This is a genomic window from Rhizobium leguminosarum bv. viciae USDA 2370, from assembly GCF_002008365.1.
GTDB classification, from domain to species: Bacteria; Pseudomonadota; Alphaproteobacteria; order Rhizobiales; family Rhizobiaceae; genus Rhizobium; species Rhizobium leguminosarum.
The window spans coordinates 215226-240626 of the sequence record NZ_MRDL01000015.1; the positions used below are offsets into that span (position 1 = coordinate 215226).

Annotated in this window: 27 protein-coding genes; 18 read left to right on the top strand and 9 right to left on the bottom strand. The window is 61.7% G+C overall.

From position 1 onward, the window contains the following. Positions 1–20 precede the first annotated feature (20 nt). The 4 genes from BS629_RS07170 to BS629_RS07185 all read left to right on the top strand — a co-directional run bounded on the left by BS629_RS07170 (position 21) and on the right by BS629_RS07185 (position 4948). On the top strand, positions 21–728 hold the full coding sequence (locus BS629_RS07170) for an ABC transporter ATP-binding protein (RefSeq protein ID WP_018243962.1): 708 nt from the start codon (positions 21–23) through the stop codon (positions 726–728). Further along, entirely contained in the window at positions 725–3268 is a 2544-nt protein-coding gene (locus BS629_RS07175) for an ABC transporter permease (RefSeq protein ID WP_018243963.1), read from the top strand. Before BS629_RS07170 ends, BS629_RS07175 begins: the two co-directional genes overlap by 4 nt. Before the next feature lie 180 nt (positions 3269–3448). Further along, entirely contained in the window at positions 3449–4177 is a 729-nt protein-coding gene (locus tag BS629_RS07180) for a Bax inhibitor-1/YccA family protein (protein ID WP_011653891.1), read from the top strand. A 213-nt stretch (positions 4178–4390) separates the two neighbouring features. Then, a complete protein-coding gene (locus BS629_RS07185; RefSeq protein ID WP_018243965.1) occupies positions 4391–4948 on the top strand; it encodes a GNAT family N-acetyltransferase in 558 nt (185 codons plus the stop codon). 50 nt (positions 4949–4998) lie between these two features. Here BS629_RS07185 and BS629_RS07190 read toward each other — a convergent pair whose 3' ends face one another. The 3 genes from BS629_RS07190 to acnA all read right to left on the bottom strand — a co-directional run bounded on the left by BS629_RS07190 (position 4999) and on the right by acnA (position 9450). Further along, positions 4999–5400 (bottom strand): DUF2794 domain-containing protein, encoded by a 402-nt coding sequence (locus tag BS629_RS07190; protein ID WP_018448249.1) that lies wholly within the window; start codon positions 5398–5400, stop codon positions 4999–5001. Between the two features lie 384 nt (positions 5401–5784). Beyond that, complete coding sequence (locus tag BS629_RS07195) at positions 5785–6525, bottom strand: DUF1223 domain-containing protein (RefSeq protein ID WP_018243966.1); 741 nt, start codon at positions 6523–6525, stop codon at positions 5785–5787. A 234-nt stretch (positions 6526–6759) separates the two neighbouring features. After that, a complete protein-coding gene (gene acnA / locus BS629_RS07200; protein ID WP_018243967.1) occupies positions 6760–9450 on the bottom strand; it encodes an aconitate hydratase AcnA in 2691 nt (896 codons plus the stop codon). Positions 9451–9712: 262 nt separating this feature from the next. On the opposite strand from acnA, the gene ccmA reads away from it, so the two are divergent. From ccmA to BS629_RS07225, 5 genes are read left to right on the top strand one after another with little or no spacing between them, the layout of a single operon-like run. Then, entirely contained in the window at positions 9713–10360 is a 648-nt protein-coding gene (gene ccmA / locus BS629_RS07205) for a heme ABC exporter ATP-binding protein CcmA (RefSeq protein ID WP_018243968.1), read from the top strand. A gap of 52 nt (positions 10361–10412) precedes the next feature. After that, a complete protein-coding gene (ccmB, locus tag BS629_RS07210) occupies positions 10413–11072 on the top strand; it encodes a heme exporter protein CcmB (RefSeq protein ID WP_018243969.1) in 660 nt (219 codons plus the stop codon). Positions 11073–11119: 47 nt separating this feature from the next. Next, on the top strand, positions 11120–11881 hold the full coding sequence (locus BS629_RS07215; protein WP_018243970.1) for a heme ABC transporter permease: 762 nt from the start codon (positions 11120–11122) through the stop codon (positions 11879–11881). Between the two features lie 2 nt (positions 11882–11883). Further along, entirely contained in the window at positions 11884–12051 is a 168-nt protein-coding gene (gene ccmD / locus BS629_RS07220; protein WP_018243971.1) for a heme exporter protein CcmD, read from the top strand. After that, positions 12048–12656: a DsbE family thiol:disulfide interchange protein gene (locus BS629_RS07225; RefSeq protein WP_018243972.1), complete on the top strand. Its 609-nt coding sequence runs from the start codon at positions 12048–12050 to the stop codon at positions 12654–12656. The genes ccmD and BS629_RS07225 overlap by 4 nt, the downstream gene beginning before the upstream one ends. Positions 12657–12841: 185 nt before the next feature. Here the strand turns inward: BS629_RS07225 and BS629_RS07230 are convergent, their stop codons facing one another. The 6 genes from BS629_RS07230 to BS629_RS07255 all read right to left on the bottom strand — a co-directional run bounded on the left by BS629_RS07230 (position 12842) and on the right by BS629_RS07255 (position 18277). Continuing rightward, complete coding sequence (locus tag BS629_RS07230) at positions 12842–13429, bottom strand: DUF2585 domain-containing protein (RefSeq protein ID WP_018243973.1); 588 nt, start codon at positions 13427–13429, stop codon at positions 12842–12844. Continuing rightward, entirely contained in the window at positions 13426–14070 is a 645-nt protein-coding gene (locus tag BS629_RS07235) for a septation protein A (RefSeq protein WP_026188550.1), read from the bottom strand. Before BS629_RS07235 ends, BS629_RS07230 begins: the two co-directional genes overlap by 4 nt. A gap of 76 nt (positions 14071–14146) precedes the next feature. Next, a complete protein-coding gene (ftsY, locus tag BS629_RS07240; protein WP_018243975.1) occupies positions 14147–15742 on the bottom strand; it encodes a signal recognition particle-docking protein FtsY in 1596 nt (531 codons plus the stop codon). A 16-nt stretch (positions 15743–15758) separates the two neighbouring features. Continuing rightward, on the bottom strand, positions 15759–17033 hold the full coding sequence (gene mtaB / locus BS629_RS07245) for a tRNA (N(6)-L-threonylcarbamoyladenosine(37)-C(2))-methylthiotransferase MtaB (RefSeq protein WP_018243976.1): 1275 nt from the start codon (positions 17031–17033) through the stop codon (positions 15759–15761). Beyond that, positions 17030–17935 carry a diaminopimelate epimerase gene (gene dapF, locus BS629_RS07250; protein WP_018243977.1) on the bottom strand — a complete coding sequence of 302 codons (906 nt, stop codon included), beginning with the start codon at positions 17933–17935 and terminating at the stop codon, positions 17030–17032. Before dapF ends, mtaB begins: the two co-directional genes overlap by 4 nt. Positions 17936–18052: 117 nt before the next feature. Then, positions 18053–18277, bottom strand: a complete 225-nt coding sequence (locus BS629_RS07255) for a hypothetical protein (RefSeq protein WP_018243978.1) — start codon at positions 18275–18277, stop codon at positions 18053–18055. A 492-nt stretch (positions 18278–18769) separates the two neighbouring features. Between BS629_RS07255 and ffh the strand changes: the two genes are divergently transcribed. The 9 genes from ffh to BS629_RS39135 all read left to right on the top strand — a co-directional run bounded on the left by ffh (position 18770) and on the right by BS629_RS39135 (position 25349). After that, positions 18770–20353 (top strand): signal recognition particle protein, encoded by a 1584-nt coding sequence (gene ffh, locus BS629_RS07265; RefSeq protein ID WP_018243979.1) that lies wholly within the window; start codon positions 18770–18772, stop codon positions 20351–20353. 16 nt (positions 20354–20369) lie between these two features. Next, positions 20370–20690 carry a chorismate mutase gene (locus BS629_RS07270; RefSeq protein WP_018243980.1) on the top strand — a complete coding sequence of 107 codons (321 nt, stop codon included), beginning with the start codon at positions 20370–20372 and terminating at the stop codon, positions 20688–20690. 48 nt (positions 20691–20738) lie between these two features. After that, positions 20739–21110: a 30S ribosomal protein S16 gene (gene rpsP / locus BS629_RS07275; protein ID WP_018243981.1), complete on the top strand. Its 372-nt coding sequence runs from the start codon at positions 20739–20741 to the stop codon at positions 21108–21110. A gap of 113 nt (positions 21111–21223) precedes the next feature. After that, a complete protein-coding gene (rimM, locus tag BS629_RS07280) occupies positions 21224–21793 on the top strand; it encodes a ribosome maturation factor RimM (protein WP_026188551.1) in 570 nt (189 codons plus the stop codon). A gap of 4 nt (positions 21794–21797) precedes the next feature. After that, on the top strand, positions 21798–22481 hold the full coding sequence (gene trmD / locus BS629_RS07285; RefSeq protein ID WP_018243983.1) for a tRNA (guanosine(37)-N1)-methyltransferase TrmD: 684 nt from the start codon (positions 21798–21800) through the stop codon (positions 22479–22481). Between the two features lie 335 nt (positions 22482–22816). Continuing rightward, entirely contained in the window at positions 22817–23362 is a 546-nt protein-coding gene (gene rplS, locus BS629_RS07290; RefSeq protein WP_018243984.1) for a 50S ribosomal protein L19, read from the top strand. Between the two features lie 145 nt (positions 23363–23507). Next, positions 23508–24305 carry a transporter substrate-binding domain-containing protein gene (locus tag BS629_RS07295; protein ID WP_018243985.1) on the top strand — a complete coding sequence of 266 codons (798 nt, stop codon included), beginning with the start codon at positions 23508–23510 and terminating at the stop codon, positions 24303–24305. 16 nt (positions 24306–24321) lie between these two features. After that, the gene (locus tag BS629_RS07300) at positions 24322–25134 is read left to right on the top strand and encodes an amino acid ABC transporter permease (RefSeq protein ID WP_018243986.1); all 813 of its coding nucleotides are present in this window, start codon (positions 24322–24324) and stop codon (positions 25132–25134) included. Beyond that, positions 25116–25349 carry a hypothetical protein gene (locus BS629_RS39135; RefSeq protein WP_163925906.1) on the top strand — a complete coding sequence of 78 codons (234 nt, stop codon included), beginning with the start codon at positions 25116–25118 and terminating at the stop codon, positions 25347–25349. The genes BS629_RS07300 and BS629_RS39135 overlap by 19 nt, the downstream gene beginning before the upstream one ends. The last annotated feature ends 52 nt before the right edge of the window (positions 25350–25401 follow it).

Below are 25401 nucleotides of genomic sequence, written 5' to 3' on the forward strand. Positions count from 1 at the left end.
CTTATATAGGGCGATTTCTGTTGGCAAAAACCATTATCGAGTTGAAGGGCGCCGATCTGACCCTTGGCAGCGCAGCCGCCTCCGTCCATGTGCTGAAGGGCATCGATCTCGATATCGCTGCCGGTGAATCCGTTGGCATCGTCGGCCCTTCCGGTTCCGGCAAATCCACCCTGCTGATGGTGCTTGCCGGGCTGGAGAAACTCGACAGCGGTGAGATCAACATCAATGACACGCCGCTCCATAGCCTCAGTGAGGACCAGGTCGCCGATTTCCGCGGCCGCAACATCGGCATCGTCTTCCAGTCCTTCCACCTGATCGCCAACATGACGGCGCTGGAAAACGTCGCCGTGCCGCTCGAGCTCGCCAATGTCAGCAACGCCTTCGAGATCGCTCATCGCGAGCTGAAATCGGTCGGCCTCGGCGAACGGCTGAGCCACTATCCCGGTCAGCTTTCCGGCGGTGAACAGCAGCGCGTGGCCATCGCCAGGGCGCTCGCCCCGTCGCCGGCCCTGCTGATCGCCGATGAGCCGACCGGCAATCTCGATACCGAGACCGGCCGCCAGATCGCCGACCTTCTGTTCTCCAAGCAGGCCGAACGCGGTATGACCCTGCTTCTCGTCACCCACGACGTCTCGCTTGCAAACCGATGCTCGCGCCAAATTCGCGTCCGCTCCGGCAGGATCGAAGGTGACAGTGCCGCCCACCGCAGCGAAGCGGCGATCGCATGAGGATCATCACGCCACGCGTCTCGCTCGCTTTTCGCCTGGCGCTGCGCGAGCTGCGCGGCGGCATCCGCGGCTTCTACATCTTTCTTGCCTGCATCGCGCTCGGCACGGGCGCCATCGCCGCCGTCAATTCCGTTTCGCAGTCGATCACCGACACGATCGCCTCGCAGGGGCAGGAACTGCTGGCCGGCGACGTCCGTTTCGAACTCAACAACCGCGAAGCCACACCTCAGGAAAAAGCTTTCCTCGAAGGCCTCGGCACCGTTTCGGTGTCAACAGGCCTGCGCTCGATGGCCCGCAAGCCCGACGGTTCCGATCAGGCACTGGTCGAGGTCAAGGCCGTCGATGACGCCTACCCGCTCTACGGCAAGTTCGTGGCCGAACCGGACTATCCGCTTGCAGCACTGCTTTCGGGCCAAGGCGGCACCTATGGTGCGGTCGCAGCCCCGCTGCTTCTCGATCGGCTCGGGCTTGCGGTCGGCGACGAATTGCTGCTCGGCAACGTCAAGCTCAGCATCACCGGCACGGTGAAAACCGAACCGGATGCGCTGTCGGAAGGTTTTGGCTTTGCGCCGCGTCTGCTCGTCAGCCGCCAGGCGCTTCTAGCCTCCGGGCTGATCCAGACGGGAAGCCTGGTCGAACACGCCTACAAGATCCGGCTGGAAGACAAGGCCGCGATGTCGGGCATCCAGGCGCGCGCCTCGAAGGAATTCCCCTCCGCCGGCTGGGCGATCCGCACCAGCGACCGCGCCGCGCCCTCGCTCACCGAAAACATCACCCGCTTCTCGCAGTTCCTGACGCTGGTCGGCCTCACCGCGCTGATCGTCGGCGGTGTCGGTGTCGCCAATGCGGTGCGCGCCTTCCTCGATTCCAAACGCACCACCATCGCCACTTTCAAATGTCTCGGTGCACCGGCGCAGGTCGTCGTTCTGATCTATCTCTTCCAGATCGCCATCATCGCTCTCGGCGGCATCCTGATCGGCCTCGTCATCGGCGCCCTGTCGCCGATGTTTGCCGCGCAATTCCTGGCGCAATTCCTGCCGGTCTCCACGACGCCGACCCTCTACCCCGGCGCCCTGCTGCTCGCCACGCTCTTCGGCATCCTGACGACGCTCGCCTTCGCCATCCTGCCGCTCGGCCACGCCCGCGAAGTGCCGGCGACGGCCCTTTTTCGCGAACAGGGCTTCGAGGCCCGCCACCTGCCCTCCTGGCCCTACATCCTGCTTGCCGCCCTGTTCATGGCCGCCCTTGCCGGGCTTGCCATCCTCACCGCCTATGACCGCTTCATCGCCGTCGTCTTCGTCGGCGCGATCGTTTTTGCCTTCGTCGTCCTGCGCCTGGTCGCCGCCCTGATTGCCTGGCTCGCGCGCCGCAGCCCGCGCGTCAATTCGCCGGCACTGCGGCTTGCGATCGGCAACATCCACCGCCCCGGCGCACTGACCCCCTCGGTCGTGCTCTCGCTCGGCCTTGGCCTGGCATTGCTGGTGACGCTCACCCTGATCGACGGGAACCTGCGCCAGCAGCTAACCGGCCGTATGAACGAGGGTGCGCCGAACTTCTTCTTCGTCGATATCCAGAGCGCCGAGGTCGATGCATTCCGCGATCTCGTCCAGGGCCAAGCGCCGCAGGGCAAGCTCGTCGAAGTGCCGATGCTGCGCGGCCGGATCATCACCTTCAACGGCGAGGATGTCACCAAGATGAACGTGCCGGCGGCCGGCCGCTGGGTGCTGAACGGCGATCGCGGCATCACCTATGCCGAAACCCTGCCGGAGAACGCCGCCCTCACCGAAGGCAAATGGTGGGACAAGGATTACAGCGGCGAGCCACTCGTCTCCTTCTCCTCGGAAGAGGCGCATGAGCTCGGCCTCAAGATAGGCGATAAGGTCACCGTCAACGTGCTCGGCCGCAACATTACGGCGAAGATAGCCAATCTGCGCCGCGTCGAGTGGGAATCGCTGTCGATCAATTTCGTCATGGTCTTCTCGCCGAATACCTTCCGCGGCGCCCCGCATGCGTGGCTCGCGACGCTGACCGATCCCTCTTCGACACCGGCCGAAGATGCGGCGATCCTGAAATCCGTCACCAACACCTATCCGACGATCACCAGTGTGCGCGTCAAGGACGCGATCGATATCGTCAACCAGCTGGTCGCACAGCTTGCGACCGCGATCCGCGCCGCAGCCTCCGTCGCCCTCATCGCCTCGATCCTCGTCCTTGCCGGCGCGCTTGCCGCCGGAAACCGGGCGCGCACCCACGACGCGGTGGTGCTGAAGACGCTCGGAGCCACGCGCGCCATGCTGATCCGCGCCTTCAGCTACGAATATCTGATCCTCGGGCTTGCGACCGCAATCTTCGCGCTGATCGCCGGCGGCGTTGCCGCCTGGTTCATCGTCGCCCGCATCATGCGTCTGCCCTCGACATTTCTGCCCGACGTGGCGGGACTGACGCTTGTGACCGCGCTCGTCCTCACCGTCGGCATCGGCCTTATCGGCACCTGGCGCATCCTTGGGCAGAAGGCGGCCCCCGTTTTGCGCGAGCTCTGACCGGGCAGCGGCACTCAAACCCTTCACCTTACGGCGATTTAACCGGCCGAGGCTTTGCAAGCCTCTTGTTTGCAATGGGCGAAAGCCTCATATTGTTCGCAGGCATGCTGGAGCTCCGCAGCGGCGCCCGGGTCGAAAACCCCGACACCGTATATCCATCGGAGCTTGTAAGAGGAAACTATGGCTGATCTTCGTAACTATCAAAGCCGCGCTCAGACCGGCGAGATGATTGATCAAGGCCTGCGCGCTTATATGCTCAAGGTCTACAACCTGATGGCGCTGGGTCTGGCGATCACCGGTGTGGCCGCATATCTGTCGTTCCAATTCGCCTTCGCCAATGGCGAACTGACCGCTTTCGGTCAGGCGATCTATGTAAGCCCGCTGAAGTGGGTGGTCATTCTGGCGCCGCTCGCTCTGGTGTTCTTCCTGAGCTTCCGGATCAATACCATGACGGTGGCCGCCGCCCAGACGACCTTTGCGGTCTACGCTGCGCTCGTCGGTCTGTCGCTCTCGTCGATCTTCCTGATCTACACGGGCCAGAGCGTCGTTCAGACCTTCTTCGTCACCGCCGCCTCCTTTGGCGCGCTGTCGCTGTACGGCTACACGACGAAGCGTAACCTGTCGGCGATGGGCTCGTTCCTGATGATGGGTCTCTTCGGCCTGATCATCGCTTCGCTGGTCAACATCTTCCTGGCGTCGTCCGCCGTCCAGTTCGCGATCTCGGTGCTCGGCGTCCTGATCTTCGCAGGCCTCACCGCCTACGATACGCAGCGGATCAAGGAATTGTACCTGGAAGCCGATGACGTCGCCGTCGCCGGTCGCAAGGCGATCATGGGTGCGCTGACGCTCTATCTCGACTTCATCAACCTCTTCATGTTCCTGCTGCAGTTCATGGGCAACCGTAAATAAGCAGGGCAGACTGAGATCGAAAAGGCGGCTTCGGCCGCCTTTTTTGTTGCGCAGGCTTTCGCGGGGTGGTTCGACAGCGCCGCGCGTCTTTTCAGACGCGCAAAGGACGCTGTAGCATTTTGAATTGCTGCATAATTTCGTCCTTAAATCGATTCCGATTAAAGGAATTATGCAGTAGGAAGGCCTTACCCACTCCTATGGACCTGCCGCGAAATGTCCTTCCTCCTGCGCGATGCCTCGAACGCCGATATTCCCGCCATTGCCGATATCTATCGCGAATCCGTCCTGAACGGCGTCGCGAGCTATGAGATCGTGCCGCCGTCAGAGGCCGAGCTGGCGCTGCGTTTTTCGGCGATCGTCAGCCACCAGTATCCCTATATTGCCGCAACCGATGCGGATGGAGTCCTGCTCGGCTACGCCTATGCCTCGGCGTTTCGCACGCGTCCCGCCTATCGCTGGCTGGTCGAGGATTCGATCTATCTCGCGCCTGAGGCCCGCGGCCGGGGCATCGGCAAGGCGCTGCTCGCCGAACTGATCACCCGCTGCACCGGACTCGGTTTCCGTCAGATGGCCGCCGTCATCGGCGGCGCCAGCCCCGCCTCGATCGCGCTTCATCGCGCAGCCGGCTTCGAGGAGGTCGGTCTGATGAAGGGCACCGGCTACAAGCACGGCCGCTGGCTGGATACGATGTTCATGCAGCGCGTCCTCGGTGAGGGCATGGGCACCGATCCGGACCCGTCAGCCTATCCCGGCACGCTGTTTGCCGGCTAGCGCATCGTGCTTTGCGCGTTTGGAAAGAGGCGCAGCGCTGTAAGTGCGGCTTACTTGTCGACGAGCTTCAGGGCCTTGTCGAACACCTTCAGCACCTGGTTCAGCTCGTGACCACGCTTCAGGATCGTACCGTTGGTGTTGATGACGGAATAGGCGCCCTGCTTAGCGGCGAGCTTCGGGTTTTTCTCGATGCGGAAGAGCGGCATTTCGCCGGAACGCTTGAAGACGGAAAAGACTGCCCTGTCCTTGAGGTGATCGATGGCGTAGTCGCGCCATTCACCGTCACCGACCATACGGCCGTAGATCCAGAGGATGGCGTCCAGTTCGCGCCGGTGGAAGGTCACCGGAAGCGGGTCCTTGCTTTGCTTGTATTCCCTGAGATCGACGACGACTGAGGAACTGTGGTCGACGGAACGGCTTTCGCCGTGTCGCAAATCCGGCTGATCTGTCATCAGTCTCACAAGGCCTCCACATGTGACAGGAGAGTGACAGTTTGCCCGAGCCGCCGCAAATTGCAAGAGTGCCAGCCGCCACATTCGGCCGCACCACAGCGCCGCGCGTCTCTCGCGCAAGGGCGCTATAGCACTTTGAGTCTGCGCATCATGCCTTCCGAAAGTTGGGTCCGATTTTCGGAAGGCATGATGCGCTGGGCAGGCCAACGCTTTCTCGACAGCGCCGCATTTCAGTCAAAACAGCGCCTCATTTGCAGGAGATTTATGAATTCCAGTTTGGCGCCAGCGCGCCAAAGGGCCCGGCGGAGCGTATCGACCTTAACCCCAGCCCCGAATACGCTCGGCCGGGCCGCCCCAGTATTTCATCCGTAACCGGATGAAATTTCAGATATTTTTTCCAGCCATCACCACGGTTGCGCCAAGGATCGCTGCCGGATCTCCGTCTGCGGTCGCCGATTGCAGCAGAATCGCGCAGCCCTCGAGCTGCGGACGCTGCAGGACGCTGGCCGGCAGCGTCAGACTGGTCGCCTTGCCGTCCCACATGCCGACGGTTTCGACATTGGTGACGCTGTGCAGATAAGAGATCTTCTGGCCGCTGTTCTCACCCTTTTCGACGTCGATTGTCTTTTCCTTGTCGAAATAGACCATCACGACATTGGCTTTGCCCTGTCCGGCGCCGATCTTGATCTCCAGTTCGTCGCCGCGCATCGCGGCGTTGATGGGAACGGTCAGACCGTTGCCTTCGCTGCTAAAGGTGTCGATCTTGCTGTTGATGCCGTTGAGATCGGCGCCGGCCAGATGGCCGCGTCCGTTGACGATGGCCTGCGGCGTGTAGACGTTGCTTCGGCCCATCGTCCTGGCATAGCCGTACTGCCGCTCGGTGTTTTCCTTGGAGCTCAGCGTATCGGCCCAGCCGAGATAGTTCCAGTAATCGACATGATAGGCGAGCGCGATGACATCGCCCTGGTTCACCAGCTTGCGGAAAGCGGCGTCAGCGGGAGGACAGGAGGAGCAGCCCTGCGCCGTGAAGAGTTCGACGACACCTTTCGGCGTGCCGTCCTCGGCCTGCAACGGGCCTGAGAAAACAACGCTAGCGATCAGCGGAATCAAAAAACGGGGGGACATTCACCTGCACCTCTTTTTCAGCGCCGACGGCGTGTTCGAACCGGAGGCCCTGACATATGAACGTACGAATAATCCTTCCGGGTCCAAACGAAAAGTCACGAACGGGTGAGACGTAGCTCGACGGGAACTTGCGCAAAACAAATCATCGTGAGCCCCGCTTAAATGGCGTCGCCGCAAAGAAAAGCCGCCGGAAACTGCTCTCCGGCGGCCATTATCATGTGAGTTTCTTAAAAATCAGGCAGCGAGATCGCGCAGAACCGTCTGCAGGATGCCGCCATTGTTGAGGTAGATCACCTCGTCGAGCGTATCGACGCGCGACAGCAGCGGAACCTCCTTCACGGTGCCGTCGCCATAGGTGATCCTGGCGATCTTTTTCTCGCGTGGCTTGATCTTTTCCAGACCTTCGATGGTGACGAGTTCATCGCCCTTGAGCCCGAGGCTCTGCCAGGTCGTGCCCTCTTCGAAGACGAAGGGAATGATGCCCATGCCGACCAGGTTCGAGCGATGGATGCGCTCGAAGGACTGGGCGATCACCGCCTTGACACCGAGCAGGTTGGTGCCCTTGGCAGCCCAGTCACGCGAGGAGCCGTTGCCGTATTCGACACCGGCGAAGATGACGAGCGGCACGCCTTCCTGCTTGTACTGCATGGCGGCGTCGTAGATCGAGGTTTCTTCCTTCGACGGGTAGTGGATAGTGTAGCCACCTTCCTTGCCGTTCGGGCCGAGCATGTGATTGCGTATGCGGATATTGGCGAAGGTGCCGCGCATCATCACTTCATGGTTGCCGCGGCGCGTGCCGTACTGGTTGAAGTCGGCAACGGCGACGTCGTGGCCGATGAGGTAGGCGCCGGCCGGCGATGCAGCCTTGATCGAACCGGCAGGCGAGATATGGTCGGTGGTGATCTTGTCGCCGAACAGGCCGAGAACGCGGGCGCCCTTGATGTCGGAAACGCCGGTGCCCTTCTTGCCCATCCCGACGAAGTAGGGCGGGTTCTGCACGTAGGTCGAATTGTCGTCCCAGGCATAGGTCTGGCCCGGCGGAACCTGAACGGCCTGCCAGTTGACGTCGCCCTTGAAGACATCGGCATATTTGCTTTCGTAGAGCTCGCGGGTCACGTATTTCAGGATGAATTCCTGGACTTCCTTCGAGGTCGGCCAGATGTCCTTGAGATAGACCGGGTTGCCGCTCTGGTCCTCGCCAATCGGCTCCTTGGTCAGATCCTTCTGTACCGTGCCGGCAAGCGCATAGGCGACGACGAGCGGCGGCGATGCGAGGTAGTTCGCCTGCACGTCGGGCGAGATGCGGCCTTCGAAGTTACGGTTGCCGGAAAGAACGCCGGAAACGATAAGGCCCTTGTCGTTGATCGTCTTCGAGATCGGCGCAGGCAGCGGGCCGGAATTGCCGATGCAGGTGGTGCAGCCGAAGCCGACGAGGTTGAAGCCGAGCTTGTCGAGGTCGGCCTGCAAGCCCGACTTGGCGAGATATTCGCCGACCACCTGCGATCCCGGTGCCAGCGAGGTCTTCACCCACGGCTTCGTCTTCAGTCCCTTGGCAACGGCGTTGCGGGCAAGAAGACCGGCAGCGATCAAGACTGACGGATTGGAGGTGTTGGTGCACGACGTGATGGCGGCGATCGCCACGTCGCCATGGCCGAGATCGAAATCCGTGCCTTCGACGGCATAGCGGTTGTTCAGCTGGCCGGGCTTCTTGTAATCCGTGTCCATCGAGCCGGCAAAACCGGTCGCGATGTTCTCGAGCGAGATGCGGCCTTCCGGACGCTTCGGGCCGGCCATCGACGGCACGACATCGCTGAGATCGAGTTCCAGCGTATCGGTGAAGACGAGCTCGGAGCCGTCGCCGTCACGCCACATGCCCTGCGCCTTCGAATAGGCTTCGACGAGCGCGATACGGTCCTTGGTGCGGCCGGACATGTTGAGATAATTGATGGTTTCGCCGTCCACGGGGAAGAAGCCGCAGGTGGCACCGTATTCCGGGCCCATGTTGCCGATCGTCGCGCGGTCGGCGAGCGGCATGTTGTCCATGCCAGGGCCGAAGAATTCGACGAACTTCGAAACGACGCCTTTCTTGCGCAGCATCTGCACGACGGTGAGAACGAGGTCGGTCGCGGTGACGCCTTCCTTGAGCTTGCCGGTCAGCTTGAAGCCGATGACTTCGGGCAGCAGCATCGAGACCGGCTGGCCGAGCATCGCAGCTTCCGCTTCGATACCGCCCACGCCCCAACCGAGAACGCCGAGACCGTTGATCATCGTCGTGTGGCTGTCGGTGCCGACGCAGGTATCGGGATAGGCGATCGTCTCGCCGTCCTCTTCCTTGGTCCAGACAGTCTGGCCGAGATATTCGAGATTGACCTGATGACAGATGCCGGTGCCGGGAGGCACGACGCGGAAATTCTTGAATGCCTGCTGACCCCACTTCAGGAAGCGGTAGCGCTCGCCGTTGCGCTGGTATTCCAGCTCGACGTTACGGGCGAAGGCCTGCGGCGTGCCGAATTCGTCGACGATGACGGAGTGGTCGATGACGAGATCGACGGGAACGAGCGGGTTGATCTTCTCGGGATCGCCGCCAAGCGACACCATCGCGTCGCGCATCGCGGCAAGATCGACGACGGCGGGAACGCCGGTGAAGTCCTGCATCAGCACGCGCGCCGGGCGATAGGCGATTTCGTTTTCGACCGCACCCTTATTGTTCAGCCATTCGGCAACGGCCAGGATATGCTCCTTGGTGACCGACTGGCCGTCTTCGAAGCGCAGCAGGTTTTCAAGCAGCACTTTCATCGAATAGGGAAGCTTCGACACGCCGGCCAGACCGTTTGCCTCAGCCTTGGGCAGGCTGTAATAGACATAGTCCTTCCCGTTGACGGAAAGCGTGGAACGACAATTGAAACTGTCAAGAGATTTAGACACGAGATACCCCGTTTCTGATAGCCAACACAGTCGTGCGAACGCCTATGCACTTAATGCACATCAGGATGCGGGTACGGCCATTTCCGCTGTCCGCACGTGGAACAGACGCTCCAAGTTCGGCGCAAGGATGAAATTCACGCCGACCGCTGGCGTGGTTGCAGGTCTTATAGATAATTTCCTAAAAACTTGCCATACCCGAGGACAGTCAAAATCGGACATTTTTTGACCCCGCCGGAAGCCGAAACCAAGAAAGAGCCGACGCATGCATCTCACCGCCGAAAATCTGGCTGCAAGGCGCGGTGAGGATCTCATTTTCGTTAACATTTCCTTTCACTTGGCAGCCGGCGAGGCGCTTGTTCTCACGGGTAGAAATGGATCGGGAAAGTCCACTTTGTTGCGTGTGGCCGCCGGACTGCTGAGGCCGGAAAAAGGCACTGTCATCTTCCGCGACGAAGAGGGCCGGGAAGGCAGGCATCCCGGCGAGGTCAGCCACTACCTCGGCCATAGAAATGCGATGAAGAATGAACTTACGGTTGCAGAAAACCTCGATTTCTGGCGTACCTTTCTCGGCAGTACAGGCGGCGACGCCGGCCTCGCCGTCGAGGACGCCGCCGAGGCGGTCGGTCTTTCGGGAATCACTCACCTTCCCTTCGGTTATCTCTCCGCCGGCCAGCAGCGCCGATTCGCCTTCGCCAAACTACTCGTCGCTTACCGCCCCATCTGGATCCTCGATGAACCCACAGCGGCACTCGATGCCAGCGCCGACCGGCTGCTTGCCGATTTGATCTCGGCCCATCTGGCAAAGGGCGGCATCGTGCTGGCGGCAACCCATCAGCCCCTGGGGCTGCAGAATACACAGGAATTGAAGATGACGGGCTTTGCCGGCGTGGATCATGGGGTATGGGGTTGATGTTTCTCGATGTGGCTACCCCGTCCACCGCTGACGCAAAGAGCCGCCGCGCATGACCGCCCTCTTTTTCCGCGACCTCAAACTCTCGATTCGCGCCGGCGGCGGCGCGCTGATCGGCGTACTGTTCTTCCTGACCATCGTCGCCGTCATCCCCTTCGGCGTCGGTCCCGATCTCAAGCTGCTTTCGCGCATCGGCCCCGCCATCGTCTGGATCGGAGCCCTGCTTGCCGCCCTCCTCGGCCTCGACCGCCTGTTCCAGGCCGAGCGCGACGACGGATCGCTCGACTTGATGCTGATGCAGGAAACGCCGCTCGTCCTGACGGTGCTGGTCAAATGCTTCGCCCATTGGACGGCCACCAGCCTGCCGCTGGTCATCGCCTCGCCGCTGCTCGGCCTCTTCATGAACATGGACGAGACGGCGATCGGCGCGACCATGTTGACGCTGCTCGTCGGCTCGCCCGCCATCACCTTCATCGGCGCTGTCGGCGCCGCTGTTGCCGTGGCGCTGCCTCGCGGCGGCCTGCTGGTCTCGATCCTCGTGCTGCCTCTGACCATCCCGGTGCTGATCTTCGGCGTCAGCGCCACCTATGCCGCGGTCGAGGATCCGGCCCCGTTCCTGCCGCCCTTTCTGATCCTCATCGCTCTGACACTCTTCTTCGCGGTCATCGGCCCGGCAGCAGCCGCCCTTGCGCTGCGAAACACGGCGGATTGATTGGTCATTCGATTGCAGGAAAAACCGGATCAAGGTATGGAAGCGACATGAGCGAAACGAGCCTTGCCATCAGCAAATTCAGCGATCTCGCCAACCCGACGCGATTTCTGGCGCTGGCGGCGCGCGCCATTCCGTGGCTGGCCGGCATCACCGCCCTCTGTTTTACCGTTGGTCTCTATCTGAGCTTCGCCACCGAAGGCGACTACCAGCAGGGCGAGACCGTGCGCATCATGTATATCCACGTCCCCGCCGCCTGGCTTTCGATGATGTGCTATACGATCATGAGTGTCTCGGCGATCGGCACGCTGGTCTGGCGCCATCCGCTGGCCGATGTCTCCGCCAAGGCCGCAGCCCCGCTCGGCGCCGCCTTCACCCTGCTCGCGCTCGTCACCGGCTCGCTCTGGGGCAAGCCGATGTGGGGCACCTGGTGGGTCTGGGATGCACGGCTGACCTCCGTGTTCATCCTCTTCCTGATGTATCTCGGCCTGATTGCGCTCAGCCGCGCCATCGATGATCCGTCGAAGGCCGCGCGCGTCAGCGCCGTGCTCATTCTCGTCGGCTTCGTCAACATCCCGATCATCAAATTCTCGGTCGAGTGGTGGAACACGTTGCACCAGTCGGCGAGCGTGCTGCGCCTCGACGGCCCGGCGATCGATCCGGAATTCCTGCGCCCGCTGTTCATCATGGCGATCGCCTTCACCCTGCTTTTCTTCACGCTGCACATCATGGCGATGAGGAACGAGATCTGGCGCCGCCGCATTGCCGCCCAGCGCCGTCTTGCCGCCCGCATGGCGAGCCGGGAGGAATAGCCGTGACGCATGCCTTCTACGCCTACGCCTCCTATGGCTTCGCGGCCCTGGTGACGATCGCCGTCACCGTCTGGACCTGGGCCGACGGCCGCGCCCGTCGCCGGGAACTTGCAGCCCTTGAGGCCGCCGGTATCCGCCGCCGCTCGGCGCGCGCAAGGGACGGCGAATGAACGACACACCGGAAAAGACGACCGACAAACCGCGCGGGCTGGGTCGCTACACCTTGGCGCTTCTGCCGCTGATCGTCTTCGGCGGCATTGCGGCCACGGCCGCAAAAATGCTCTACGACCAGGATTTCCATGGCAAGAACATTGCCGAAATTCCCTCCGCCCTGATCGGCACCAAGGCGCCGACGCTGAACCTGCCGCCGCTCGACGGCGCCAACCTGCCGGCGCTGACCGACGCGGCAATCAAGGGCAAGCTGACCCTCGTCAACGTCTTCGCCTCATGGTGTCTCCCCTGCCGGGACGAACATCCGGTGTTGAAGGAACTGGCGAAAGACGGACGGCTGAACATCGTCGCCATCAATTACAAGGACCAGAGCGACAACGCCCTGCGTTTCCTCGGCGAACTCGGCAACCCCTATCAGGCGATCGGCATCGATCCGAACGGCAAGGCGGCAATCGACTGGGGCGTCTACGGCATTCCGGAAAGCTATCTGGTCGGGCCAGACGGCACGATCCTCTACAAGCGCGTCGGCCCCTTCGACGATATCAGCCTGAAGGAAGGGCTGTTTCCAGCGATGGAAAAGGCGCTCGGCAAGCCGGTTTCGTAGCGATTACTCCACAAAGCCCCCTCCCCAACCCCTCCCCACAAGGGGGATGGACTAACTCGTGGCCCGCATCGAGCAAATATCAGCCTCTCTGCGGATGAAACGATGAAATGAAAAGCGTCGGAGCGGCATCTAAGCCCCTCCCCTTGTGAGAGGGGTCGGGGAGGGTTTATCGGGACAAAGAAGCGCTAAAGCCCGCTCTGCCAGACCTTGATCGCCTCCACCGGCCAGATCAGCATGACAACGTTGAGCGTCAGGTTGTCGCGGATCATATAGCCGGTGAAAATCTCGAAGAAGATGGCGATCGCCACCGTCAGTGCCACCGGCGCGCGCCGCGCGAAGAAGAAGCCGATGCACATGAAGACGGTGTCCATCGCCGAATTCAGGATGCTGTCGCCGTAATAATCGAGCGCGATCGTCGCCGTGCGGTAGCGGTCGATGATGAGAGGTGAATTCTCGAGCAGCTCCCAGCCGGATTCGATGACGAGCGCCAGCAGCAGCCTTGCCGCCAACGGCTTGCCGCGCAGGATAAGATGAGCGAGCCCGTAGAACAGGAAGCCGTGGATGATGTGCGACGGCGTATACCAATCCGAAAGATGCTGCGAATTGCCGCTGGTATTGACCCCGCCCTCCCACAGCTTGACATAACCGCAGGCGCAGATCGGCACGCGGCCCATCATATATTCGGCGGCAATCTGAATGATCAGAACCGCAAGGCAGGCGGCGAACCAAAAGGTTTGGTGTCTTACCCGGTATTCGGCCTCTGCAGCGCTCACTTCTCGCCGTCCGTTTCCAGATTGATGCTATGCTTCAACACCAGCGGCATCTGCGCCAGCGTGAAGATGATGGTGATGGGCATCGTGCCCCAGACCTTGAAGGCGACCCAGGTACCGTCGGAAAAATTGCGCCAGACGACTTCGTTCAGCACCGCGAGGAAGAGAAAGAAGATGCCCCAGCGGATGGTGAGCTTGCGCCAGCCCTCGGCATCGAGCTGAAAGGCCGCATTGAAGACATAGCCGAGCAGCGACCTGCCGAAGGCCAGCCCGCCGAGAAGCGTCACCCCGAACAGTGCATTGACGATGGTCGGCTTCATCTTGATGAAGGTCTCGTTCTGCAGCCAGATCGACAGCGAGCCGAAAATGAGGACGACGATGCCGGACACAAAGGGCATGATCGGCAGATGGCCGAGCACGATCTTCGACACGATCAGCGAGATGATCGTCGCCGCCATGAAGAGTCCGGTCGCGACGAACAGCGGCCCGCCCAATTCGGAAAGAGCAGGAAACGTCTCCACCAGCCACTGGCCACGCAGATTGGCGAAGAAGAAGATCATCAGCGGCCCAAGTTCCAGCGCCAGTTTCAGCAGCGGGTGATGCCGGTCGGCTGCGGTCGGGGTGATATCGCTTTCGGTGCTCATGCGTTCTTCAAACCTGTTTTCCTGGAAACCTGTTTCCGGCCGTGCCTTGCAGGCTTTCGGCGGCATATCTGTGGCATCATTGCCCAAGTCCGGCAATGGCATGGGCAAAGTCCTCAGCCTCGAACGGTTCCAGATCCTCGACGCCCTCGCCGACGCCGATGAAATAGACCGGCAGCTTGTGCTTGGCGGAGATGGCAACAAGAATACCGCCGCGCGCCGTGCCGTCGAGCTTGGTCATGATCAACCCGTTGACGCCGGCGACGTTGCGGAAGATCTCGACCTGGCTGAGCGCATTCTGCCCGGTCGTGGCATCGAGCGTCTGCAGCACGGTGTGCGGCGCATCGGGATCGAGTTTGCCGAGCACGCGCACGATCTTCTCGAGTTCGGCCATCAGCTCGGCCTTGTTCTGCAGGCGGCCGGCGGTATCGACGATCAGCACGTCGCATTTTTTCGCCTTCGCCTGTTCGAAGGCATCATAGGCAAGGCCGGCGGCATCGGCGCCGAGCTTGGTGCCGATGAATTCGGATTTGGTCCGGTCGGCCCAGATTTTCAGCTGCTCGATCGCAGCCGCACGGAAAGTATCGCCGGCGGCCAGCATCACCTTCAGCCCGGCGCCGGAAAGCTTCGCCGCAAGCTTGCCGATCGTTGTCGTCTTGCCGGTGCCGTTGACGCCGACGACGAGGATAACATGCGGCTTGTGCGAGAGGTCGAGCTGCAGCGGCTTGGCGACCGGCTTCAGGACCTTGGCGATTTCGGACGCCATGATCCGGCTCACATCCTCGCCGGTGACATCCTTGCCGTAGCGTTCGGAAGCAAGCGTGTCGGTGACGCGCATGGCGGTCTCGACGCCGAGATCGGCCTGGATCAGCAGATCTTCGAGATCCTGCAGCGTCTCGTCATCGAGCTTGCGCTTGGTGAAGAGCGCGGTGATCTGGCTGGTCAGCTGCGAAGAGGTGCGTGCAAGGCCGTTGCGCAGGCGCTGGAACCAGCTGAGCCTCGGTTGCAGGGCAACCGGCTCCGGCTCGACGACCTTCGGGCCGGTGGCGAAGCCTTTGGGGAGGATGGGAGAGCCAATCTCCGGTTCTGCCGGGGGGCTACCCCCCTCTGCCCTGCCGGGCATCTCCCCCAGAGGTGGGGAGATTGGCTGGGAGGGCGAATCCAGTCCTGCATCATCCTCAGTCGGAATCTCTTCCGGTTCAGTTGGAATCTCTTCCGGAAGCCTTTCGACGATCTCTTCGAGGTCAGCCGGCTGTTCTAGCGCTCCGGTCTCCACATGATCTCCCGCCTCGTGGGGGAGATGTCCCAGAGGGACAGAAGGGGGTATTTCCGCAACGGTTTCGGCGACCGCCTGGATTTCAGTCTCCGCCTCCGCTGCTGCCTCGGCTTCCAGCAATGAAAGCGGCACGACACCCATGTCGCTCAATTGGTCGGCGGCGGGCAGGATTGCGGATTCGACATCATCTTCAGCAACCGGCGCCTCGACCCCGCCCTCGTCAATATCTGAAGCAGGCCCGCCGGCAGTATCCATTTCCTCGGCCAGCACTGGATCGTCAGCAACCGGCAGATCTTCGACGCGCGAACGCGGCTCCAACTCCTTTTCCACGGCCGCAGGCACAGGTTCTTCAGCCGGCTTGCCGAAGGTGAAGACCTTTTTGATGAAACTGAGCGCCATGGGGATTCCGTGAAAGTCAGGCCGCGGCTGCGGCCGTCAATTGCATGTCGAGATGCTTGCCATTGTGGCCGGTGATCGTGACCGGCACAAGTTCGCCGGGACGAAGGCCGGGTGCGGCGACCAGCGTGAAGTTCTCCGTATGCGCCAGGCCGTTGTTTTCAACAAGCAGCCATTGCCGGGTTCCGATCATCCCATCGAGATGGGATTGATGCAGCCTATGTCCAGTGGCGCGCAGCCTTGCGGCGCGATCCTTGACCAGCGACCGGTCGAGCTGCGGCATGCGCGCTGCCGGCGTGCCGGGACGCGGACTGTAGGGGAAGACATGCAGATGGGCGATAGCAGCCTCTTCGGCCAGCCGCACGGCATTCTCGAACATCTCTTCGGTTTCCGTGGGAAAGCCGGCGATCATATCGGCGCCGAAGCTCATCTCCGGGCGAAGGCGACGCGCATCCTCGATGAAACGCAGCGCATCGGCGCGCAAATGCCGGCGCTTCATGCGCTTCAGGATCATGTCGTCGCCATGCTGCAGCGAGAGATGCAGATGCGGCATGAAGCGTAGCTCGTCGGCGATGAGATCCATCAGGTGGGCATCGGCCTCGATGCTGTCGATCGAGGAAAGCCGCAGGCGGCGGATATCGGGGATCTGCTTCAGAAGGGTCTTCGCCAAAAGCCCGAGCGTCGGGGCGCCCGGCAGATCGCCGCCATAGCTGGTGGCATCGACGCCGGTCAGCACGATCTCGCGGTAACCGCCATCGACGAGATTGCGGGCCTGGTCGACGACAGCTCCCATCGGCACGGAGCGGGAATTGCCGCGGCCATAGGGAATGATGCAGAAGGTGCAGCGATGGTCGCAGCCGTTCTGCACCTGGATGAAGGCGCGCACATGGCCATCAATGTGCCTGACCATCTGCGGCGCCGTCGCCTTGACACTCATGATGTCGTTGACGCGAAGTTTCTCTTCGGCCGAAACGCCGAAGTCCGGCAGGCCGCGATAGGAGGCGCTCGTCAGCTTCTCCTCGTTGCCGAGCACGGCATCGACCTCCGCCATCGCGGCGAAGGTCTGCTTTTCCGTCTGCGCGGCACAGCCGGTGACGATGATGCGGGCATGCGGATTGTCACGCCGTGCCCGGCGGATCGCCTGGCGGGCCTGGCGCACCGCTTCGCCGGTTACGGCACAGGTATTGACCAGGACGGCATTGTTGAGCCCGGCCTTTTCAGCCTGCGCCTTCATCACTTCGGATTCATATGTGTTGAGGCGGCAGCCGAAGGTAATGACCTCGATGCCGCTCACTGCGCCTCCGCCTCTCGGTCAGCCTCGCGCGACCAGAGACCGGTCGCAGGATCGAGCCTGCCCGACCATTCCCATTCGGCCGGGCCGGTCATGATCACATGATCGTCGCGCTCGCGCCATTCGATGGAAAGCGTGGCCGGCGGCTTGGCGCTGGCCACATTGATCGTCACCTTGCGGCCGGTACGGCCGGTGCGCGCAGCACTGACGGCAGCAGAACAGGCAGCCGAGCCGCAGGCGAGCGTCAGTCCAGCGCCGCGCTCCCAGGTGCGCGTCGTAACTGATGTCGGCGACGTCACTTGCGCCAGCGTGATATTGGCGCGCTCGGGAAACATCGGATGGTTTTCCAGCAGCGGTCCGAAGCGGGCGAGATCATAGGACATCACGTCCCTGTCCACCCAGAAGATCGCATGCGGATTGCCCATCGACATCGCCGACGGCGAATGCAGCACCGGCTTGTCGATCGGACCGATCTGCAGTTCGATGCGGCTGGTGTCGTGGAATTCTTCCGCCAGCGGGATCCTGTCCCAATCGAACACCGGCCGGCCCATATCGACCGAAATCGTCCCGTCCTCGTGCTCGACGGCGTTGAGGATGCCGGCGACCGTCTGGAAGGTAAAGACCTTCCTGCCGGTCTCGGCGGCAAGCGCCTGCACGACGCAGCGCGTGCCGTTGCCGCAGGCCTGCGCCTTCGAGCCATCGGAATTCAGGATATCGATGAAGGCATCGGTGCCTTCGGCCTTCGGATCATGGATCGCCATGATCTGATCGAACTCAGTCTGCGGATCGGCATTGAGCGCGACCGCCGCCGCAGGCGTCACCTTGTCCGGCCGGCCGCGCATGTCGACGACCAGGATCTTGTTGCCAAGCCCGTTCATCCTCGCGAATTCGACCGTTGCGCTCATGGGATCATTCCGTCTGTCTTTCCGGTGTATATGGCGGAAATGCGAAGGAATTACCAGTGGGTGAGTGCCGGACAGGCGTAGCGGCCTGCTGACCCCTTCGAGGCAGCAGTTCGGCTTTTACCGCTGCGCACCGTCGGGATCGAAGGACGCAGCATGGGCTTCCACAATGGCTGCGGTGATGACCTTTCTCAGCTCGTAGACCAGCGAGCGGGACCGTTTGCGATCCAGATCCTGTGCCGCCTTCGCAAGATTCAAGCCTTCGTTCAGAACAATATGATGGGCCCGCGCCAGCGCCCAACTCTCAATATCAAGATTTATCATTCGATATCTCCGCCGATTCATTCGGCATCAAGGATATTCACGAATCATTTTACAGGACGCACTTAAGTAGAAAGTAGAATCATAAGCAGAATAATTTGCAACTGGCCCCTCCAGCGAATTCGGGTCGCCAATCGGAATTTTTGCCAGCAAAAATCGGAAAAATCAGGCGGAGTGCGGAAGCCAATACAGAGGTCGGCTTGAACACGTACTTTCGTGCGTGTCCAGCGGCACATTCCGGCCGCGCCCATGTCACGCGGCTTTGAAAAGTCGCCATGCGGTCATTTGCCCGCATTCACCTTGACTTTCGCCCGACTTTCCTGTTTATCGCGCCCAATCCGCGACGAGCCACACGACTCCGAGCCGCCGACCGGGACCTGAGATCCCGGAGGTCAACACCCGACAGCGCGATGCGCCCTCGGGTGCTTTTTGGCTTTGCGTCTTGTTTTCGTCAAGGAAAAGCACGACGTTTCCGGGCATGTAAAAACCCACCCGAAACGTATCAAGGAAGAGCCGATGTTTGAAAACCTCCAGGACCGTCTTGGATCCATTCTGAATGGACTGACAGGCCGTGGCGCGCTTTCGGAAGCCGATGTTTCCGCAGCGCTGCGCGAGGTTCGCCGTGCGTTGCTGGAGGCCGACGTCGCGCTCGACGTCGTGCGTTCCTTCACCGACCGCGTGCGTGAAAAGGCCGTCGGCGCCGAGATCCTGAAGTCGATCAAGCCCGGCCAGATGGTCGTCAAGATCGTGCATGACGAACTGATCGAGATGCTGGGTGGCGAAGGCGTCGGCATCGACCTGCATGCGGCCGCCCCGGTCGTCGTCATGATGGTTGGTCTGCAGGGCTCCGGCAAGACGACGACGACGGCGAAGATCGCCCATCGCCTGTCGACGCGCGAGAAGAAGAAGGTGCTGATGGCATCGCTCGACACGCGCCGTCCGGCAGCCCAGGAGCAGCTTCGCCAGCTCGGCGCGCAGGCCAATATCGACACGCTGCCCATCATATCAGGCCAGTCGCCGACGGATATCGCCACCCGCGCCGTGCAGGCGGCAAAGCTCGGCGGCCATGACGTCGTCATCCTCGATACCGCCGGCCGCACGCATATCGACGAGCCCTTGATGGTCGAGATGGCCGACATCAAGAAGCGCTCGAACCCGCATGAAATCCTGCTGGTCGCCGACAGCCTCACCGGTCAGGACGCCGTCAACCTCGCCCGCAGTTTCGACGAACGCGTCGGCATCACCGGTCTGGTGCTGACCCGCATGGATGGCGATGGCCGCGGCGGTGCCGCCCTTTCGATGCGCGCCGTCACCGGCAAGCCGATCAAGCTGATCGGCGTCGGCGAGAAGATGAGCGAGCTGGAGGAGTTCCATCCCCGCCGCATCGCCGACCGCATCCTCGGCATGGGCGACATCGTTTCGCTCGTCGAGCGCGCGGCTGAAAACATCGACGCCGAGAAGGCGGCCGCCATGGCCGCCAAGATGGCCAAGGGCAAGTTCGACCTCGACGACCTCGCCGACCAGCTGCGCCAGATGCAGAAGATGGGCGGCATGGGCGGCATCATGGGCATGATGCCCGGCATGGCGGGCATGAAGGACAAGATGGCCGCAGCCGGCCTCGACGACAGACTTTTCGGCCGCCAGATCGCCATCATCCAGTCGATGACCAGGGCCGAGCGCGCCAATCCCGACCTGCTCAAGCATTCGCGCAAGAAGCGCATCGCCGCCGGCTCCGGTACCGATGCCGCCGCCATCAACAAGCTTCTGAAGATGCACCGCCAGATGGCGGACATGATGAAGATGATGGGCGGCAAGGGCAAAGGCGGCATGATGAAGCAGATGATGGGCGGCCTTGCCGGCAAGATGGGGCTCGGCGGCATGGGCGGTATGGGTGGCGGCATGCCCGATCTCTCGAATATCGATCCCCGACAGCTCGAGGCCCTGCAGAAGCAGGCCGAAGCGGCGGGGCTTGGAAAGCCGGGTGGGGGTATGCCCGGTCTCGGCGGTCTGCCGGGTGGTTTGTCGGGCCTCGGCGGCGCCAAGCTGCCGGGCCTTGGCGGTGGTTTCCCGGGATTGCCCGGATTGCCGAAGAAGAAGTGAAAGGATCGCTTGCCCCATGAATGATCCAAACGTCAAAGCCCAGCTCGCGAGCTATCGTCAGTCGATCGACAATATCGATGCCGCTCTCGTGCACATGCTGGCCGAACGCTTCCGCTGCACCAAAGAGGTCGGCGTGCTGAAGGCCAAATACAATCTGCCGCCGGCCGACCCGGCGCGCGAGGAATACCAGATCGAACGCCTTCGCCAATTGGCGAAAGCCGCCAATCTGGATCCGGATTTCGCTGAGAAGTTTTTGAACTTCGTCATCAAGGAAGTCATCCGGCATCATGAGCAGATCGCTGCGGATCACGCTGAACAAAGCGCCGCGGCCCGATAACCGTACCGCTCAAGAAAGCGGTCAAGAAAAGCCCAAGGAGTAAAGAACATGGCACTGAAAATTCGTCTCGCCCGCGGTGGCTCCAAGAAGCGCCCGTACTACCACGTCGTTCTCGCCGATGCGCGCAGCCCGCGTGACGGCCGCTTCCTCGAAAACCTCGGTTCCTGGAACCCGATGCTTGCCAAGGACGATGAGAAGCGCGTTCAGCTGAACGCCGAGCGCATCAAGCACTGGATCGAAAACGGCGCTCAGCCCACCGACCGCGTTCTGCGCTTCCTCGATGAGGCCGGCGTTGCCAAGCGCGAAGTCAAGAACAACCCGGTCAAGGCAAAGCCTGGCAAGCGCGCCCAGGAACGCGCCGCCGAAAAGGCTCAGAAGGTCGCTGACGCCGCCGCTGCTGCTGCCGACGCCGCGGAATAATCGGGACATTCCCTTCGAGCGGGCGGCATGGCGACATGCCGCCCGTTTTCGTTTCCAATCGCCCGCACTTCGTTTATGAGAAACCTGTCTTTCGGCTTCACATGAAGGAACCCATGACAAAGCTTGAAAACCCCGTTCTGATGGCGACGATCGGTGGCGCGCAAGGCCTCCGGGGCGAGGTGCGCGCCAAGGCCTATACGGCCGATCCCAGCGCGCTTGGCGACTACGGCCATCTCCACAGCATGGACGGCCGCAGCTTCGAAGTCCTCGAGATCCGCGAGATGAAGAATGTCGTCGTCGTTCGTTTCCGCGGCGTCAACGACCGCAATGCCGCCGAGGCTCTGAACGGACTTGAACTCTATATCGAGCGGGACAACCTGCCGGACGAGGAGCTGGAGGACGACGAGTTCTACTATGCCGATCTCGAAGGGCTCGAGGCGCGGGACGACAAGGGTGTCAGTTATGGCACGGTCACCGGCGTTTTCGATTTCGGCGCCGGCGACCTGCTGGAACTCAAAGGTCCGGGCAAACGCCCGGTGCTGATCCCCTTCTCCGAAGCCTCGGTGCTGGAGATCGACCTTGAGGCCGGCACGCTGCTGATCGATCCGCTGGCGGCGGGTCTGGTCGACGATCCGGAAGAGCTTTCGAAATTCACCCCGGACAAGCCGAAAAAGAAGAAGTGACGCCATGGTTTTCCGGGCGAGCGTGCTGACACTTTATCCGGAAATGTTTCCGGGGCATCTGGGCTTCTCGCTCGCCGGCAAGGCGATGGAGCGGGGGCAATGGTCGCTGGAGGCGGTGCAGATCCGCGATTTTGCCACCGACAAACACCGCACCGTCGACGACACCCCGGCAGGCGGCGGCGCCGGCATGGTGCTGAAACCAGACGTTCTCGCCCGCGCGATCGATAGCGCCTCAGAAAACGATCCCCGCCCACGGCTTCTGATGAGCCCGCGCGGCCGGCCGCTGACGCAGCAGCGTGTGCGCGAGCTCGCGGCCGGCGACGGCGTCATCATCGTCTGCGGCCGCTTCGAGGGCGTCGACCAGCGCGTGATCGAGGCACGCGGACTGGAAGAGGTCTCGATCGGCGACTACGTACTATCAGGCGGCGAGCCGGCGGCGCTGATCGTGCTCGATGCGATCGTCCGCATCCTGCCTGGTGTCATGGGCAACGATCTTTCCGGCCTGCACGAAAGCTTCGAAGGCGGACTGCTGGAACATCCGCATTATACCCGGCCGCAGGAATGGGAAGGCCGGGAAATCCCCGCAATCCTCACCTCGGGCAACCACGGCGCCATCGAGAAATGGCGGCATCAGGAAGCGGTCCGGCTGACCCGGGAGCGGCGGCCGGATCTGCTCGAAGAGGGCTAGCCTATCGGCTCAAAAATCGGATCGATTTTCCGAAGGCACGACGTGTAGATTCAAAACGGTACAGCGTCCTTTGCGTGTCAGAAAAAGACGCGCGGCGCTGTAAAGTGAGAAAAACGGCTGATTTCGCAGCCCTTTTCACAAAAATGCCGCCCAAGGGATGACAAGCCCTGGCCTTTCGTGTATTGGCGCACGCGGAAATGGGGTTTATCCCCGTCTGCCAGCAAACAAAGAATGGCGAATCCGCTCCCGCCCTTGATGGGCAAAGTCCTGAGGCCAGTTCCGAAGGATCAGTGTTGAGCGCTCTGGCTGTTTCAGAAGAACCAAAGGTTAAGACGATGAACATCATTCAGCAGCTTGAGGCCGAACAGGCCGCCAAGATCGAAGCCAAGCGCACGCTTCCCGAATTTTCCCCGGGCGACACCGTCCGTGTCAACGTGAAGGTCACGGAAGGCAGCCGTACCCGCGTTCAGGCCTATGAAGGCGTCTGCATCGCCCGCTCCGGCGGCGGCCTGCAGGAAAACTTCACGGTCCGCAAGATCTCCTACGGCGAAGGCGTCGAGCGCGTATTCCCGGTCTACTCGCCGATGATCGAAAGCGTCGACGTCGTTCGCCGCGGTAAGGTCCGTCGCGCCAAGCTCTATTACCTCAGAGATCGTCGCGGCAAGTCTGCCCGTATCGTTGAAGACACCGGCGTCCGCGCCCGCAAGCTCAACGACGCCGAGCGCGCCGCTATTGCCGAGGAAAAGGCACGCATCGAAGCTGAAAAGGTCGCAGCAGCTCAGGCGCTCGCCGCCGAGAAGGCAGCAGCCGAAGCTGCGGAAGCCAAGGCCGCTGCTGAAGCAGCTGCTGCTGCCGCCGCAGCGGAACCGGCAGCTGAATAAGATCTGCGCTACGCAAAATTCTTTGCTTGGAAAGGCGGCCTTCGGGTCGCCTTTTCTATTTTTTGTTTCGGCACGCAGCCGGCGGCCTTGCCTCAGGCCCATCTTCCGTGACAGTTTTTGCCGTTCAATTTAGGGGAACCGTTCAATGTTGTTTCGCCGTACCGTTCTTGCGAGCTTCGCCGCCCTTGCTCTTCTGCCCCTGGCCGCATCGGCCGCCGAACTGCCTGATCTCGGCGGTAAGAGCGTCGTCGTCGTCACCGAGAATGCCTATCCGCCGCTGCAGTTCGTCGATCCGAAATCCGGCAAGGCGATCGGCTGGGAATATGATGCGATGAACGAGATCGCCAAGCGGCTGAACGTCAAGGTCGAATACCAGAACACCAGCTGGGACGCGATGATCCAGGCGGTTTCCGACGGCCAGTACAACATCGGCATGACCGGCATCACCATCAAGGAAGACCGCAAACAGAAGGTGGATTTCTCCGACCCCTACATGCGCTCGCAGCAGTTCATGCTGGTGCGCGGCGACGAGAAGCGCTTCACTGACGCCAAGTCCTTCGGCGAATTCAAGGACGGTCTGGTGGGCGCGCAGCCCGGCACCACGCCCTTCTACACCGCGGTCTACGAAGTGCTTGATGGCAACGAGCAGAACCCGCGCATCAAACTCTTCGAAACCTTCGGCGCCACCGTCCAGGCCCTGAAGGCTGGCGACGTCGACGTTGTGCTGACCGACGGCACAGCCGGCAAGGGCTATGTCGATGCCTCGAACGGCGCCCTGAAGCTGATCGGCGAACCGCTCGGCACCGAGGATTTCGGCTTCATCTTCCCGAAAGGGTCCGATCTTGTCGCCCCGGTCAATGCCGCCATCACCGCACTCAAGGCCGACGGTACGCTGGATGCGCTGAACAAGAAGTGGTTCCTCGACTACAAGATGGGCGAATGACGCCGAGCTGCAACTGATGGCCTTGCGACCATCTCCCGACAGATACGTCAAGGATGACTATCCCTGGTGGCTGGTCGCGCTTGTCGCGATCGGCCTCGTCCTTGCCGCCGTCATCGTCACCAACGATATCTATGCCCAGGTCTTCCGCACCGTCGTCAACGGTGTCGGCATCACCGTCTTCGTCACGCTGGTCGCCTTCGTGCTCGCCACCGTGCTCGGCCTCGGCATCTGCCTGCTCGGCATGGCCGACAGCCAGGTATTGCGTCAGATTGCACGATTCTACATCGAGATCATCCGCGGCATCCCGATTCTCGTACTGTTGTTCTACGTCGCCTTCGTCGGCGCGCCGGCCCTGGTCGCAGCCTATAATTTCCTGATTTCGCCGCTGGTGACATCAGGTGTGACCGAGCCCATTCTGGTGCGCGACCTCTCGCTGATGTGGCGAGCGATCATCGCCCTGACGGTCGGCTATTCCTCCTTCATCGCCGAAATCTTCCGGGCCGGTTTCCAGTCGGTCGACCTCGGCCAGATCGAGGCGGCAAAGGCCCTCGGCCTCTCGCGCTACCGGCGCTTCCGCTCGGTCGTCTTCCCGCAGGCGATCCGGGTGATCTTCCCACCCCTCTCCAACGATTTCGTCTCGATGGTGAAGGACAGCTCGCTCGTCTCCGTCCTCGGCGTCGCCGACATCACCCAGATGGGCAAGGTCTATGCCGCCGGCTCCTTCCGCTTCTTCGAAACCTATTCGATCGTCACCTATATCTATCTGATCCTGACGATCGGTCTGTCGCTGGCGCTGCGGCGGACGGAGAAATGGATGAAGTCGCGGTGACGGCGCCAATGCCGCATCACCGAGGGGTCTCAGAAGGCCGCCTGATGATTCAAATTGAAGCCGCCGCGAAAAATCGCTATATGCAGGGCCATGGAATCCAAGTTCAGATGCATTGGTGCGCATATTTTCGTGCTGCAGGACCATTATCGCCTGCCGGCGCGGTTTTTTGCATGCGTGTCCGGTGCGCTCAACAGCCGACTTCGTTGATCGAATGACGGCCGGCGGAGCCTGATCTGCCATTTCTCGATTTTCCAAAAGCTTTAGAAA

Coding starts and splice junctions, on each gene's coding strand:
- BS629_RS07175 (WP_018243963.1), top strand. CDS start 725: ATGAGGATCATCACGCCACGCGTCTCGCTCGCTTTTCGCCTGGCGCTG.
- BS629_RS07180 (WP_011653891.1), top strand. CDS start 3,449: ATGGCTGATCTTCGTAACTATCAAAGCCGCGCTCAGACCGGCGAGATG.
- BS629_RS07185 (WP_018243965.1), top strand. CDS start 4,391: ATGTCCTTCCTCCTGCGCGATGCCTCGAACGCCGATATTCCCGCCATT.
- BS629_RS07190 (WP_018448249.1), bottom strand. CDS start 5,400: ATGACAGATCAGCCGGATTTGCGACACGGCGAAAGCCGTTCCGTCGAC.
- BS629_RS07195 (WP_018243966.1), bottom strand. CDS start 6,525: ATGTCCCCCCGTTTTTTGATTCCGCTGATCGCTAGCGTTGTTTTCTCA.
- ccmA (WP_018243968.1), top strand. CDS start 9,713: ATGCATCTCACCGCCGAAAATCTGGCTGCAAGGCGCGGTGAGGATCTC.
- ccmB (WP_018243969.1), top strand. CDS start 10,413: ATGACCGCCCTCTTTTTCCGCGACCTCAAACTCTCGATTCGCGCCGGC.
- BS629_RS07215 (WP_018243970.1), top strand. CDS start 11,120: ATGAGCGAAACGAGCCTTGCCATCAGCAAATTCAGCGATCTCGCCAAC.
- BS629_RS07225 (WP_018243972.1), top strand. CDS start 12,048: ATGAACGACACACCGGAAAAGACGACCGACAAACCGCGCGGGCTGGGT.
- BS629_RS07235 (WP_026188550.1), bottom strand. CDS start 14,070: ATGAGCACCGAAAGCGATATCACCCCGACCGCAGCCGACCGGCATCAC.
- ftsY (WP_018243975.1), bottom strand. CDS start 15,742: ATGGCGCTCAGTTTCATCAAAAAGGTCTTCACCTTCGGCAAGCCGGCT.
- dapF (WP_018243977.1), bottom strand. CDS start 17,935: ATGAGCGCAACGGTCGAATTCGCGAGGATGAACGGGCTTGGCAACAAG.
- BS629_RS07255 (WP_018243978.1), bottom strand. CDS start 18,277: ATGAATCGGCGGAGATATCGAATGATAAATCTTGATATTGAGAGTTGG.
- ffh (WP_018243979.1), top strand. CDS start 18,770: ATGTTTGAAAACCTCCAGGACCGTCTTGGATCCATTCTGAATGGACTG.
- BS629_RS07270 (WP_018243980.1), top strand. CDS start 20,370: ATGAATGATCCAAACGTCAAAGCCCAGCTCGCGAGCTATCGTCAGTCG.
- rpsP (WP_018243981.1), top strand. CDS start 20,739: ATGGCACTGAAAATTCGTCTCGCCCGCGGTGGCTCCAAGAAGCGCCCG.
- rimM (WP_026188551.1), top strand. CDS start 21,224: ATGACAAAGCTTGAAAACCCCGTTCTGATGGCGACGATCGGTGGCGCG.
- trmD (WP_018243983.1), top strand. CDS start 21,798: ATGGTTTTCCGGGCGAGCGTGCTGACACTTTATCCGGAAATGTTTCCG.
- rplS (WP_018243984.1), top strand. CDS start 22,817: ATGAACATCATTCAGCAGCTTGAGGCCGAACAGGCCGCCAAGATCGAA.
- BS629_RS07295 (WP_018243985.1), top strand. CDS start 23,508: ATGTTGTTTCGCCGTACCGTTCTTGCGAGCTTCGCCGCCCTTGCTCTT.
- BS629_RS07300 (WP_018243986.1), top strand. CDS start 24,322: ATGGCCTTGCGACCATCTCCCGACAGATACGTCAAGGATGACTATCCC.
- BS629_RS39135 (WP_163925906.1), top strand. CDS start 25,116: ATGGATGAAGTCGCGGTGACGGCGCCAATGCCGCATCACCGAGGGGTC.